General features: G+C 71.3%; 12 protein-coding genes. 6 read left to right on the forward strand and 6 right to left on the reverse strand.

Annotated features, from left to right (window positions below):
- Window positions 1–11 precede the first annotated feature (11 nt).
- Window positions 12–1,046 (forward strand): glucose 1-dehydrogenase, encoded by a 1,035-nt coding sequence (locus RIN75_RS00845; RefSeq protein ID WP_309109773.1) that lies wholly within the window; start codon window positions 12–14, stop codon window positions 1,044–1,046.
- A 32-nt stretch (window positions 1,047–1,078) separates the two neighbouring features.
- Here RIN75_RS00845 and RIN75_RS00850 read toward each other — a convergent pair whose 3' ends face one another.
- Together RIN75_RS00850 and RIN75_RS00855 are read right to left on the reverse strand one after the other, a co-directional pair.
- Window positions 1,079–3,238, reverse strand: a complete 2,160-nt coding sequence (locus RIN75_RS00850; RefSeq protein ID WP_309109774.1) for an EAL domain-containing protein — start codon at window positions 3,236–3,238, stop codon at window positions 1,079–1,081.
- Window positions 3,239–3,298: 60 nt separating this feature from the next.
- Window positions 3,299–4,120 (reverse strand): SAM-dependent methyltransferase, encoded by an 822-nt coding sequence (locus RIN75_RS00855; protein ID WP_309109775.1) that lies wholly within the window; start codon window positions 4,118–4,120, stop codon window positions 3,299–3,301.
- A 169-nt stretch (window positions 4,121–4,289) separates the two neighbouring features.
- Here RIN75_RS00855 and RIN75_RS00860 point away from each other — a divergent pair, with 169 nt between their 5' ends.
- Window positions 4,290–5,336 (forward strand): pentapeptide repeat-containing protein, encoded by a 1,047-nt coding sequence (locus RIN75_RS00860; RefSeq protein ID WP_309109776.1) that lies wholly within the window; start codon window positions 4,290–4,292, stop codon window positions 5,334–5,336.
- Window positions 5,333–6,304: a pentapeptide repeat-containing protein gene (locus RIN75_RS00865; RefSeq protein ID WP_309109777.1), complete on the forward strand. Its 972-nt coding sequence runs from the start codon at window positions 5,333–5,335 to the stop codon at window positions 6,302–6,304. The genes RIN75_RS00860 and RIN75_RS00865 overlap by 4 nt, the downstream gene beginning before the upstream one ends.
- On the opposite strand, the gene RIN75_RS00870 is transcribed toward RIN75_RS00865, so the two are convergent.
- On the reverse strand, window positions 6,254–7,129 hold the full coding sequence (locus RIN75_RS00870) for a LysR family transcriptional regulator (RefSeq protein WP_309109778.1): 876 nt from the start codon (window positions 7,127–7,129) through the stop codon (window positions 6,254–6,256). The genes RIN75_RS00865 and RIN75_RS00870 overlap by 51 nt on opposite strands.
- Before the next feature lie 104 nt (window positions 7,130–7,233).
- Here RIN75_RS00870 and RIN75_RS00875 point away from each other — a divergent pair, with 104 nt between their 5' ends.
- From RIN75_RS00875 to RIN75_RS00885, 3 genes are all read left to right on the forward strand, one after another.
- On the forward strand, window positions 7,234–8,079 hold the full coding sequence (locus RIN75_RS00875) for an aldo/keto reductase (RefSeq protein ID WP_309109779.1): 846 nt from the start codon (window positions 7,234–7,236) through the stop codon (window positions 8,077–8,079).
- A gap of 86 nt (window positions 8,080–8,165) precedes the next feature.
- On the forward strand, window positions 8,166–8,954 hold the full coding sequence (locus tag RIN75_RS00880) for a lysozyme (RefSeq protein ID WP_309109780.1): 789 nt from the start codon (window positions 8,166–8,168) through the stop codon (window positions 8,952–8,954).
- A 112-nt stretch (window positions 8,955–9,066) separates the two neighbouring features.
- Window positions 9,067–9,858: a lysozyme gene (locus RIN75_RS00885; RefSeq protein WP_309109781.1), complete on the forward strand. Its 792-nt coding sequence runs from the start codon at window positions 9,067–9,069 to the stop codon at window positions 9,856–9,858.
- A 50-nt stretch (window positions 9,859–9,908) separates the two neighbouring features.
- On the opposite strand, the gene purL is transcribed toward RIN75_RS00885, so the two are convergent.
- Genes purL through purS form a run of 3 tightly spaced genes read right to left on the reverse strand, consistent with a single transcriptional unit; the run spans window position 9,909 to window position 13,074 of the window.
- Window positions 9,909–12,170, reverse strand: coding sequence for a phosphoribosylformylglycinamidine synthase subunit PurL (gene purL / locus RIN75_RS00890; RefSeq protein WP_309109782.1), 2,262 nt, complete (start codon window positions 12,168–12,170; stop codon window positions 9,909–9,911).
- On the reverse strand, window positions 12,167–12,838 hold the full coding sequence (purQ, locus tag RIN75_RS00895; RefSeq protein WP_309109783.1) for a phosphoribosylformylglycinamidine synthase subunit PurQ: 672 nt from the start codon (window positions 12,836–12,838) through the stop codon (window positions 12,167–12,169). Before purQ ends, purL begins: the two co-directional genes overlap by 4 nt.
- A complete protein-coding gene (purS, locus tag RIN75_RS00900; protein ID WP_309109784.1) occupies window positions 12,835–13,074 on the reverse strand; it encodes a phosphoribosylformylglycinamidine synthase subunit PurS in 240 nt (79 codons plus the stop codon). Before purS ends, purQ begins: the two co-directional genes overlap by 4 nt.
- Between the last annotated feature and the right edge of the window lie 564 nt (window positions 13,075–13,638).

A 13,638-nucleotide genomic window follows, 5' to 3' on the forward strand; every position in this document is an offset into this window, starting at 1 on the left:
AGCCTCTGCCCGTGGGTGACACGGTGCGGGCCGCGATGGTGGTGCCAGGCAAGCCCGACCTGGCGACGGTGGTGGACCACGAGGTCGAGGCGCCGCCCGGCGACGTGCAAGTCCAGGCCCTCCTCGCCGGGATGTGCGGGACCGACGTGGAGATCATCCGCGACGGCTTCGGCTGGCTGCCGCCCGGGCGGGACAGCCTCGTGCCGTTCCACGAGTCGGTCGGCCGGGTCGTGGCCGCGCCCGACGGGTCCGGGTTCGCGCCGGGGGACCTGGTCGCCGGTGTCGTGCGCCGACCCGACCCCGAGCCCTGCCCGGCGTGCGCCGCCGACGCCTGGGACTTCTGCCGCAACGGCAAGTACCAGGAGCGCGGCATCAAGGAACTCGACGGGTACGGGATGCGGCGGTGGAGCGTGCCGCCCAAGTTCGCCGTCCGGCTGGACCCCTCACTGGGTGACCTGGGCGTCCTGACCGAACCTGCCTCCATCGTCGCCAAGGCCTGGACCCAGGTGGAACGGCGCTCGGAAAGCGCCCACGTGAAGCCCAGGTCGGCACTGATCACCGGCGCGGGCCCGATCGGACTGCTCGCCGCCCTCCTGGGCGTCCAACGCGGCCTCGAAGTCCACGTCGTCGACCGGGTGGACAAGGGGCCGAAGCCCGACCTGGTCCGCGCCCTCGGCGCGCACTACCACCGCGACCTCGACGAGGTGGGCGAAGTCGACGTGGCCATCGAGTGCACGGGTGCGGCCAACGTCCTCTGGGAAACCGTCCGCCGGGCGTCGACCACGGTCCTCGCGGGACTGTCCGGCGAACACGGCCCGGTCCCGCTCGACCCCTCGGTCTTCGACGGGATCGTGCTGCACAACAAGGCCGTCGTCGGCACGGTGAACGCCGGCCTCGCCGACTACCGGACCGGCGCGGACGCCCTCGCCGCGGCGGACCGGACGTGGCTCGCCGGACTCGTCACCCGGAAGGTCCCGCTCGACCGCTTCACCGAAGCGCTGGACAAGCACGACGACGACGTCAAGGTGGTCATCGACCTCACCTGACCCGACCGCACCGGACCGCCGACGGACCGGACCTATCGCCGGAGCAGCTCGTCGATCTCGCCGGGGGTCATCGGCTTGGCGAAGAACCAGCCCTGCCCGGTGTCGCACCCGATCCGGTGCAGCCGCTTGGCCTGCGCCGGCGTCTCCACGCCCTCCGCGGTGACGCCCAGCCGCAACGCGTGCGCCAACTGCACCAGCGTGGACACGATCTGGACGTCGACCGGGTCCTCCTCGTCGGCCGCCCGCAGACCTTCCATGAACGACCCGGCGATCTTCAGCTCGTGCACCGGCAGGTGCTTGAGGTAGGCCAGGTTCGAGTACCCGGTGCCAAAGTCGTCGATGGCGATCCGCACGCCCATCTCCGACAATGCCCGCAGCGCCTCCAGCGGCTCGTCCGCGGTGCCCATGATGGCGCTCTCGGTCAGCTCCAGCTGGAGGTGGTGCGGCGGCAGGGCGCACTCGTCCAGGATGCGCTTCACGTCCCGCACCAGCTCCGGGTCGCGCGACTGCCGCACGGCCAGGTTCACCGACACGAACGGGGCGGTGTCGCCGAACTCCTCCAGCCACTGCCGCGCCTGCCGGCACGCCGCGCGCAGCACCCACCGGCCCAGCGGCACGATGAGCCCGGTCTCCTCGGCCAGTTCGATGAACCGGTCCGGCGCGAGCCGCCCGAACTCCGGGTGCTGCCAGCGGACCAGCGCCTCGACACCCACGACCGTGCTGTCCTCCAGCCGCACCAGGGGCTGGTAGTCCACGTAGAACTCGTCGCGCTCCAGCGCCGCGGGCATGGTCGCGGACAGGGTGAACCGGGCGACCTCGCGGGCGTTGCGCTCCGGGTCGTACAGCGCCCAGCGGGATTTGCCGTCGGCCTTCGCCCAGTACAGCGTGATGTCGGCGTCGCGCATCAGGTCGGCCGCGGTGGTGCCGGACAGCGCGCGCTCCACGATGCCGATGGACGCGGACACGGTCAGCTCGTGGCCGCCGATGCGGATCGGGGACTCCAGCTCCCGTAACACCCGGTCGGCGACGTCGACGATGTCCTGGGTGTCCGCCGAGCCCTCCACCAGGATCACGAACTCGTCGCCGCCCATCCGCGCGACCAGCTTGCCCTCGCCGGACACCGAGTGGTCCAGCCGCCGGCCCACCTCGACCAGCAACTGGTCGCCGATGTCGTGGCCCAGGCTGTCGTTGATCACCTTGAACCCGTCGAGGTCCAGGTAGCACAGGCCCGCCCGGCGCCGGGCGCGGTTGTTGAACACCCGGCCCAGCCGCTCCAGGAACAGCGCCCGGTTGGGCAGGCCGGTCAACGGGTCGTGCAACGCCTGGTAGCGCAGCCGGTTCTGCAGCAGGTGCCGGTCGGTGACGTCCTCGATCATCGCCACCTGGTACTGCGGGTCGCCGTGGTCGTCGCGCACCAGGGACAGGGTCAGGTGGGTCCACACCTGCTCGCCGTCGGCGCGGCGGAACCGCTTCTCCGCCCGGTAGTGGTCGCACTCGCCCGCGGTGAGCTGGTCGTACAGCCGCCAGACGCTGGAGCCGTCCTCGGGGTGCATCAGGTCGCGGATGTTGTACTGCCGCATCTCCTCGACGCTGAACCCGAGCATGTCCTGCAACGCCTGGTTGACGTCCAGGATGCGGCCCTCGATGTCGGCGATGCCGATGCCGATCGCGGCCTCGGTGAACATCGCCCGGAACCGCGCCTCGGACGCGCGCAGCGCCGCCTCGGCCTGGTCGCGGGCGTCCAGCACGGCCGCCCGGATCGCCTCCTGCTCGGCCAGCGTCCGCTCGCGCAGCGCGCGGGCGTACCCGGCGGACAGCGCGCCCTGCAACGCGGCCAGCCGGGACCGCATCAGCTCGTCGGGCGCGATGCCCAGCTCGCCCAGCAGGTCGTCGCCCAGCAACTGGATCGTGCGGCCCAGCGTGTCGGTGCCGGTGAAGTGCGCCTCCACCAGCCGCGCGCCGATCTCGTAGCCGGGCGCGGTGCGGAACGGGCTCGCGTAGAGGGCGTGCACCAGGACCTCGGTGAGGGCCTGGAGGTGCTCGGCGACCTCGGTGCGGGTCATCGGGACGTAACTGCTGCCGATCACCGCGGTGGCCCACGTCCGGGCGAAGGACTCCGCCCCGGCCAGTACGGCGGGGTCGAGGTTCGATCGGCCCGGTGCTGCCACCCGATGGTCAACCTGTTCCGTCATGTCCGCCGGCCTACCGCCACAACGCAGAGGATACGGGCGAGCGCGGGCTGGAGTCGAACATCAGGGCTTCCGCCCCGCCGCGCCGAAGCCCAGGAAGTGGGCGGCGTCCTCGTCCACGTCGTCGGGCGACTCGGGGTGCCACAGGGGCAGTCGCGCCACGCCGGGCTCGACCAGCTCGAAGCCCTCGAACAGGGCTTCCACCTCGGACTTCTTCCGGTAGGTCATCTCGCTGACGCCCCGGTTGTAGGTGCCGCGCGCCTCGTCCCACGCCGGGTTCCACTCGCCCTCCTCGTAGCCCGCGTGGGAGACGGCGAGGAAGCTGCCCGGCGGGATCGCGTCTCGATAGGCGGCGACGATGCCGTGCGGGTCGTCGCTGTCCGGGATGAAGTGCAGCAGCGCGATCATCAGCACCGCGATCGGCCGGTCGAAGTCCAGCAGGTCCTGCACCTCGGGGGACTTCAGCACGCCCCGCGCGTCCCGCACGTCGGTCTGCAGCACGTTGACCGACTCGTTGCCGGTGAGGATCGCGCGGCTGTGGGCGACGGCGACCGGGTCGATGTCGACGTAGACGACCTTCACGTCCGGGTCCACGGCCTGCGCGATCTCGTGCACGTTGCCCACGGTCGGGATGCCGGACCCCAGGTCGAGGAACTGCCGGATGCCCTGCGACAGCAGGTACCGGACGGCGCGCCGCAGGAAGGCGCGGTGGTTGAGGATGACGTTCTTCAGGATCGGCACGTCGGCCAACACCTTGTCGCCCACGGCCCGGTCGACGGCGAAGTTGTGCGCGCCGCCCAACCAGTAGTCGTAGACCCGCGCGATGCTCGGGCGCCCGAGGTCGATGTCGACGGGCGCCCAGTTCGGCCGCTCCACGCTGTCCACGGGGTTCTCCTTACGCCTTGGTCGGGCTCACGCCTTCGTCCGGCCGGTCGCCCGCCGTTGCGGTGACCCACACATCATGGGCCAATCCGGTGAGTTGGCACACCGGTCCCCGGCCGGTAGTTGTGTTCCCGTCACCGTGTCGGCGGTCACCGGGAAGAATGCCCCGCTTGTGGGTTACCTGTGGATCGCGGGCGCGGTGACCGTCGCGGGGGCCTGGGTGTGGCTGCTGGTGCGGGCCAAACAGCGGCGCTCCCGGGTCAAGCCGGTCCTGGTCGCCGCGGCGGGCTCGTTCCTGCTGGTCGCGGGCGTGCTGCTGGCGCTGGACCCGGGCGCGCCCAAGCACGAGGCGATCAAGACCGGCGGGCTGGCGGGCGGTTCGATCGTCGCCCTCTACGCGCTGTGGCTCAACGACCGGCGTCGCCGGATCGACGAGAAGCGCCACGACCTGGAGACCGCGCGGCAGGAGCTGGAGATCGCGCGGGCCGAACACGACCGGTCGCGGGTTGCCGATGAGAGGTTCGCCCGATCGGTTGAATTGCTGGGTCACGAGACCGAACAGGTGCGGGTGGGCGCGATGCACGCCCTGGCCGGCCTGGCGCGCTCCCGACCGGAGTACACGCAGACCGTGCTGGACGTCCTGTGCGCCTACCTGCGCCGCCCTTTCAAGCCCGAGACCGCCGAGGACGCCGACCGGCAGGACTCCGCGCAGTACACGCCGGAGAGCGAGCGTGAGCTGGAGGTCCGGCTGACCGCCCAGCGCCTGATCGCCGACCTGCTGCCGCCCGACGACCAGGGCGGGGCCGAGCTGTACGACCTCAACCTGACCCGCGCCTACCTGGAGTACTTCGACCTCTCCCACCGCCAGGTCGGGGAGCTGACGGTGCGGGCGGCCCGGCTCGCCCGGTCCAACTCGTTCCACCACCTCGTCGTGCACGGCGGGGCGTGGTTCACCGACTCCCACAGCGAGGGCCGGCTGCACATGCACGACATGGTGTTCTGCGACCTGGGCTGGTTCAGCCGCCTGCGCTGCGACGACCGGGCGGACTTCGCGCGGACCCGGTTCTTCGGGCCGGCCAAGTTCGCCGGGGCGCGGTTCCGCGGGCCGGTGTCGTTCGAGGGCGTCGAGTTCGAGGACTCGGTGGACCGGACCGACCTGCAACTACCGGCGGACGCCGTGCTGCCGGCGGGCCGGGTCGACGAGGCGGTGGGGAGTTGAACGCGCGGGGACGCGCCTTGCTGGCGGTGAGCGTGGCCGCCGCGGTCCTGGTGACCGTGGTGACGACGTTCGTGCTGCTGTGGGTCGAGCCGAAGCTGTCCAAGGCGGAGGCGATCAAGACCGGCGGGCTCGCCGGTGGGGCGGTCGTCGCGCTGTACGCGCTGTGGCTCAACGACCGGCGCCGCCGCACCGAGGAGGCGCGGCACGAGCTGGAGAGCGACAAGGTCGCCGACGAGCGGTTCGCGCGGGCCGTGGAGATGCTGGGCAACGAGGCCGACCAGGTCCGGGTGGGCGCGATGCACGCCCTGGCCGGGCTCGCCCGGTCCACGCCCCGCTACAAGCAGACCGTGCTCGACGTGCTGTGCGCCTACCTGCGCCGACCATTCGAGCACCCGGCCTACGAGGAGCTGCCCGAGGACCCCGACCAGGCGTTGCACCGGAACCCGAACAGCGGCAAGAAGCCGACGCCGGAGGAGGACCGCGAACGCACCGTCCGGCTCACCGCGCAGCGGCTGATCACAGACCTGCTGCCGTGGGGCCAGGACACCGACCCGGTCCTCTACCACCTCGACCTGACCGGGGCGGACGTCGAGTACTTCCGGCTGGAGGGCCGCCGGGTCGGCCGGCTGACCGCGCGGCGCACCCGGTTCCACGGCATCACCGCGTTCCACGAGGTCCGGTTCGGCAAGCCGGCGCTGTTCTCCGGCGGGCACTTCAAGGGCCGGGTGGACTTCCGGCGGGCGCAGTTCGCGGGCGGCCTGTCGTTGCAGGACGTCCGGTTCGACCGCCGGATGGAGGTCAAGGGCGCGCAGGTGGGCCTGTTCCTGCACCTGCCGCCCGCGCCGCCGCCGCAGCTGCTCGGGGCGCTGGAGCTGCTGCCGGAGACCCGGGTGAAGGAGGACCCGACCGGCTGGGAGCTAACCGGTCGCGAGCGCGCGACCTTCCAGGACCATGTCGAGCAGGACTGACGCCGCCGCGCTCACGCTCGCCCCGGTGACCACGGACGTGCCGGTCGTCGGGGCGTCCGTGATCGGCACGAACCGGGCGCGGGTCGGCTTGTGCCGGAACGACTCCGGCACCAGCGCCACGCCCAGCCCGAAGCCGACGAAGTCCAGCAGCGAGTGGACGTCGTTGACCTCCACCGCGACCCGCCGCTCCACCCCGGCCTGGGCGAGCGCCCGGTCGACGTCGTCCCGGGTGCCCCAGTCCGGGTTGAAGTCCACGAAGGACTCTCCGGAGAGGTCCGCCAGGAACACCGAATCCTCTTGCGCGAACCGGCTTTCCGGGCCGCACACCAGCACCATCGGTTCGGTGTCCAAAGTGGACTGGGGCAGGTCGCCTGCGGGCGCCGAGGTGATGAACGCGAGGTCCAGCCGACCCGCCCGCACCTCCTCGGCCAGCTCGCCGGAACCGCCCTGGCGCAACCGGATCTCCACGCCGGGGTGCCGGTCGTGGAACCGCGCCAGCACCTCCGGCAGGTGCACCGCGTGCAGGCACTGGACGGACCCGACGGACAGCGTGCCGCGCAGCAGTCCCTGCACGCCGGCCACCGCGTTGCGCGCCGCGTCGACCGAACCGAGCACCCGCCGGGCCTCGACCAGCAGCGCCCGGCCGGCCTGGGTCAGCTCGACCTGCCGGGTGGAGCGCAGGAACAGCGGCGCGCCCAGCTCCACCTCCAGCGCCCGGATGGACGCGGACAGCCCGGACTGGGCCACGCGCATCCGCCGCGCGGCGCGGGTGAAGTGGCACTCCTCGGCGACCGCGACGAAGTACTCGAGCTGGCGGAACTCCACGATTCATCACCCGAAATGCTGAATGGCATCAGGTCCTTCTGTTGGACAGCTTAATGCGAACAGCGCAGGCTGGTGGCACACCAGACGGAAAGGACGAGCACACCATGCAGCAGCGCCGGATCGCCGACGCCGAGGTCAGCGCCATCGGACTGGGCGCCATGCCCCTGTCCATCCAGGGCAGGCCGTCGCGCGAGCAGGCCCTGGAGACCGTCCGGGCCGCCCTCGACGCCGGGGTCACGCTGATCGACACGGCCGACGCCTACTCCCTCGACGAGCACGACTTCGGGCACAACGAGGAACTGCTCGGCGAGGCCCTCAAGGGCGTGACCGGCGTCATGGTCGCCACCAAGGGCGGCCACACCCGCACGGCCGGCGGCGGCTGGGGCCTGAACGGCCGGCCCGAGTACCTCAAGGCCGCGTGCGAGGACTCGCTGCGCCGGCTCGGGGTGGACGTGATCGACCTGTACCAGTACCACCGGCCCGACCGGGACGTGCCGATCGCCGAGTCCGTCGGCGCGCTCGCCGAGCTGCTGGACGAGGGCAAGATCCGCTTCGCGGGCGTGTCGAACTTCAACCCGGCGGAGATCCGCGAGGCCAACGACGTGCTCGGCGGGCGGCTCGCCGCCGTGCAGAACCAGTTCTCGCCGGCGTTCCGGTCCAGCGAGCCGGAGCTGGAGCTGTGCCACGACCTGGGGATCGCGTTCCTGCCGTGGAGCCCGCTGGGCGGGATGGGCGCGGCCGGGCAGCTGGGCGAGCGGTTCGGCGAGTTCGCCGAGGTGGCCCGCGACCACGGGGTGAGCCCGCAGCAGGTGTGCCTGGCGTGGATGCTCGCCAAGTCGCCCGTGGTGGTGCCGATCCCGGGTTCGTCGCGGCCGGCGAGCATCCGCGACTCGGCCGCCGCCGTGCACCTGGTCCTCACCGAGGAGGAGCTGAAGCGCCTGGACGGGTGACACCCGCCCGGATGCGGAACGGCACGTGTTGGCCGACGATCTAGACCAGGCGCACCAACGGTCTACGGCGAACGAGGGGCTCGACGATGAGGTTCCGCACCTGCCTGGCGCACCTGGGCGCGGTCGCCATCACCCTGGCGGCCGCCCCGGCCGCGCAAGGCCTCCCGGAGGGTTCCGCCGACCACTTCGCGGGTTCGCAGATCGCCAAGCACGAGGGCTGGGGGCGCACGGCCGATCCCCCGACCGACGGCAAGGTGCCGGGGATGGACGTGAGCAGCCACCAGGGTGACGTGGACTGGCCGAAGGCGTGGGCGGACGGCGCGCGGTTCGCCTACGTCAAGGCGACCGAGGGCACCGGGTACCGCAACCCGAAGTTCGCCCAGCAGTACGACGGTTCCTACGCGGTGGGCATGATCCGCGGGGCCTACCACTTCGCCCTGCCGGACCGGTCGTCCGGCCGCGAGCAGGCGGACTTCTTCGTGGGCAACGGCGGCGGCTGGTCGCCCGACGGCCGGACGCTGCCCGGCGCGCTGGACATGGAGTACAACCCGTACGGCGACACCTGCTACGGCCTGGACCAGGCCGCGATGGGCGCGTGGGTCAAGGACTTCAGCGAGCGGGTGCGGGAGCGCACCGGCCGGCACCCGACCATCTACACGTCCACGAGCTGGTGGAACAAGTGCGTCGGCGCGACTGAGTCGTTCGGCCACACCAACCCGTTGTGGGTCGCGCAGTACGACGACACCCTCGGCCCGCTGCCGCACGGGTGGAGCTACGAGACCATCTGGCAGTGGCGGGCGGCCGGGCTGTTCCCGGGCGACCAGAACCTGTTCAACGGCGGCGAGGACCAGCTGCGCCGATTCGCGCTGGTGTAGCCCCGGCTACTCCGTCTTCGTGACCAATTAACACGAAGTCTGGCTATCCGGTTAGAACAGCGGCACACTGCCCAACGAGTCAACCCCTGCACTGGCTCGAAAGGTGTTCGCCATGAGAGCACTCCTCCGCGGCGCCGTGCTCGCCGCGACCACGCTCGCCATGATCACCACCACCCTGACCCCCGCCCAGGCCGCCCCCGCCGTCGACGACCACGCCATGGGTTCCCAGATCCGCAAGCACGAGGGCGGCGGCGACCGCCGGATCGTCATCAACACCGACCCCAGCGCCCAGGCCGCGGTGTACGGCATCGACGTCAGCTCCCACCAGGGCAACGTCGACTGGGCGTACTGGTGGGGCCAGGGCAAGCGGTTCGCCTACGTGAAGGCGACCGAGAGCACCACCTACCGCAACCCGTACTTCGCCCAGCAGTACAACGGCTCCTACAACGTCGGCATGATCCGCGGCGCCTACCACTTCGCCCTGCCCGACCGGTCCAGCGGCGCCGCCCAGGCGGACTTCTTCGTCAACAACGGCGGCGGCTGGTCGAGGGACGGCAAGACCCTGCCCGGCGCGCTGGACATGGAGTACAACCCGTACGGCTCGACGTGCTACGGCCTCAGCCAGGCGTCGATGATCGCGTGGGTGCGGTCCTTCTCGGACCGGTACCACTACCGGACCGGGCGGTGGCCGGTCATCTACACGTCCACGAGCTGGTGGAACCAGTGCGCGCCGGGCGACTTCACCACCACCAACCCGTTGTGGGTGGCCCGGTACGCGTCCACGGTGGGCACGTTGCCCTACCGGTGGAGCTACTACACGTTCTGGCAGTACTCGTCGAACCCGATCGACCAGAACGTCTTCAACGGCGCGTACGACCGTTTGCAGGCGTTGGCCAACGGATGAGCGAAAGGGCGCGCGGCGACCGCAGTCACCGCGCGCCCTTTGGTGGTTTCTCAGTCGAACAGGGCCGGCAGGGTGCCTTCCCAGGCCTCGCGGAGCTCGGCCAGGCTCAGCTCGCCCAGCCCCTGGACCTCCAGCGCCTGCGACTCCGGGTCCACCACGCCGACCTTGCGCCACGGCAACCCGCGGGCCGTGCACATGTCGGTGAACCGCAGCTCCTCGGTGCGCGGCACGGCGACCAGCACGCGGCCGGCGGACTCGCTGAACAGCTCGGTGAACAGGTCCCCTTCCAGGAACACCCGGGCACCGGTCTCACCGATCAGGCAGGTCTCCACCAGGGCCTGCGCCAGACCGCCCTCGGCCAGGTCGTGCGCGGCCGACAGCATGCCGTCGCGCGACCCCGCCACCAGCACCTCGGCCAGCAGCTTCTCGCGGGCCAGGTCCACCTCGGGCGGGAGGCCGCCGAGGTGGCCGTGCACCACGTGCGCCCACTCGGAACCGCCGAACTCCTCGTGCGTCTCGCCGAGCAGCAGCAGCGTCTCGCCGGCCTCCGCGCCGATCCCGGTCGGGATGCGGCGACGGACGTCGTCGATCACGCCCAGCACGCCCACGACCGGGGTCGGCAGGATCGCCGTGGCGCCGGTCTGGTTGTAGAAGCTGACGTTGCCGCCGGTGACCGGGATGCCCAGCTCGGCGCAGCCGTCCGCCAGGCCCTTCACGGCCTGCTCGAACTGCCACATCACCGCCGGGTCCTCGGGCGAGCCGAAGTTCAGGCAGTTGGTGACCGCCACCGGGGTCGCGCCCGTGGTCGCCACGTTCCGGTACGCCTCGGCCAAAGCCAGCTTCGCGCCCGTGTACGGGTCGAGCTTGGTGTAGCGGCCGTTGCAGTCCGTGGACAGGGCGACGCCGCGGTGCGTCTCCTCGTCGATCCGGATCATGCCCGAGTCGGCCGGCTGCGCGAGGACGGTGCCGCCGCGCACGTACCGGTCGTACTGCTGGGTGACCCACTGCCGCGAGGCCAGGTTCGGCGACGCGGCCATGGTCTTGATCAGGTCGAGCAGCTCCTCGCGGGCCGGCTTCGGCAGCCGGTCCGGGGTGTCCGCCTGGAGGGCGTCCTGGTCGGCGGGGCGCTCGATCGGGCGGTGGTAGACCGGGCCCTCGTGGGCGACGGTGCGCGGCGGGACGTCCACCACGACCTCGTCGTGCCACGTGATGACCAGGCGGTCGCCCTCGGTGACCTCGCCGATCTCGGTCGCGATCACGTCCCACTTGGCGCAGACGGCCATGAACGCGTCCACGTCCTCGGGCCGCACGACCGCGCACATGCGCTCCTGCGACTCGCTGGACAGCACCTCGGCGGGCGTCATGCCGGACGCGCGCAGCGGCACCCGGTCCAGCTGGACGCGCATGCCGCCGTCACCGGCGCTGGCCAGCTCCGACGTCGCGCACGACAGGCCCGCGCCGCCCAGGTCCTGGATGCCGACGACGAGCTTCTGCCGGAACAGCTCCAGCGAGCACTCGATCAGCACCTTCTCGGTGAACGGGTCGCCCACCTGGACGCTCGGCAGCTTCTTGCGCTTGCCAGCGGTGTCATCGAACGTCTCCGAGGCCAGCACGGACACGCCGCCGATGCCGTCGAGCCCGGTCCGCGCGCCGTACAGGATGATCTTGTTGCCCGCGCCCGAGGCGTGCGCCAGGTGCAGGTCCTCGACCCGCATCGCGCCCACGCACAGGGCGTTGACCAGCGGGTTCCCGGCGTACGACTCGTCGAACACGACCTCGCCGCCGATGTTCGGCAGGCCGAGGCAGTTGCCGTAGCCGCCGACGCCCGCGACGATCCCGGGCAGCACCCGGCGGGTGTCCGGCGCGTCGGCCGGCCCGAACCGCAGCGGGTCCATCACGGCCAGCGGCCGGGCGCCCATAGCGAGGATGTCCCGGACGATGCCACCCACACCGGTCGCCGCGCCCTGGTAGGGCTCGACGTAGGACGGGTGGTTGTGGCTCTCCACCTTGAACGTGATGGCCCAGCCGTCGCCGATGTCGACGACGCCCGCGTTCTCGCCGATGCCCGCGAGCATCTTCTCGCGCATCTCGTCGGTGGTGGTCTCGCCGAAGTACTTCAGGTGCACCTTGGACGACTTGTAGGAGCAGTGCTCGCTCCACATCACCGAGTACATCGCCAGCTCGGCGTCCGTGGGGCGGCGGCCGAGGATCTCGCGGATGCGGGCGTACTCGTCGTCCTTCAGGCCCAGCTCCTTGTAGGGCTGCTCCTGGTCGGGCGTGGACTCGGCGTTCTTGACCGTGTCGAGGCTCATGCGCTCACCACCGCGTCGAGCAGGGACAGGAACATGCCGAGGCCGTCGTCCGTGGGGCCGGTGAGGGCGTCGATCGCGTGCTCCGGGTGCGGCATGAGGCCGACGACCCGGCCGTTGGCGCTGGTGATGCCCGCGATGCCGTTGCGCGAGCCGTTCGGGTTGTCGCCGACGTAGCGGAACACCACCCGACCCTCGCCCTCCAACTCCTTCAGCGTCTCGTCGTCGGCCTGGTAGCCGCCCTCGCCGGACTTGAGCGGGACGAGGACCTCGGCGCCCTTGTCGTAGCGGGTGGTCCAGGCGGTCTCGTTGTTCTCCACCTTCAGCCACTGGTCGCGGCACACGAAGTGCAGCTTGTGGTTGCGGATCAGCGCGCCGGGCAGCAGGTGCGCCTCGCACAGGATCTGGAAGCCGTTGCAGATGCCCAGCACGGGCATCCCCTTGTTCGCGGCCTCGACCACTTCCTGCATCACGGGGGCGAACCGGGCGATCGCGCCGCAGCGCAGGTAGTCGCCGTAGGAGAACCCACCGGGGACGATGACCGCGTCCACGCCCTTCAGGTCGTGGTCGGCGTGCCAGAGGCTGACCGCCTCCCCACCCGCGTACCTGACCGCGCGGGCCGCGTCGACGTCGTCCAACGTGCCGGGAAAGGTGATGACCCCGACCTTCATGCGTCGACCCGCCGGACGACCCAGTCCTCGATCACGGGGTTGGCGAGGAACGTCTCGGCGATCTTGGCGAGCGTGGCGTCGTCGACGTCGTCGGCGACCTCCAGCTCGAAGTGCTTGCCCTGGCGGACACTGGCGATTCCGTCGAACCCGAGGCGGGGCAGCGCGTTGGCCACCGCCTGTCCTTGCGGGTCGAGGATTTCGGGCTTCGGCATGACGTCGACGACGACTCGGGCCACGACAGGCTGCTCCCTGGTAGGAGGGCTGGCGGTACTGCCGAAGCCTACCTGACCTGGGTGTTCATCAACTTCACAGGTGGCGGGGGGCACACGTTCACCTGGGTTCACCCGATCGAGAGGAGGGGGTGCGGGGGTGCCGGGTGCCAATCTGATCACGCCCCGGCCGGTGGCTCGGGGAAGTGAGCGCGGCACCCGTCCGGACGGTCGGCTGGCCGCGCTTCGCGCTTTCCAGGGCCGATCCAACCGGACGACGTCCCCCGACACCGGCCCGATCCGCCGAGCCCAGTCACCACCCGCGCCGTGGCACCAGGCGGCGACATCCGCGATCCACAACAGCGGCTCGTCCTGGCTGGCGACGTGTTCGTAGGCGAAGGGCGCCTCACAACCAGCGTTGCCGAGCACCCGCCCGATGGTCTGCCGGTCGCGGAGGTCACGCCCCTCGCGACTGTCGAGCACGAGGCGCATGGCGCCCACCCCGAGCAGGTCGTGCGTCAGCCGGGTCACGCACTCCTGTCGTGCCCGCTCCTCGCCCAGGCGGCAGTTCGCCGAGTAGAGGTCGACCTC

Source organism: Saccharothrix sp. (assembly GCF_031180885.1).
Classification (GTDB): Bacteria; Actinomycetota; Actinomycetes; order Mycobacteriales; family Pseudonocardiaceae; genus Actinosynnema.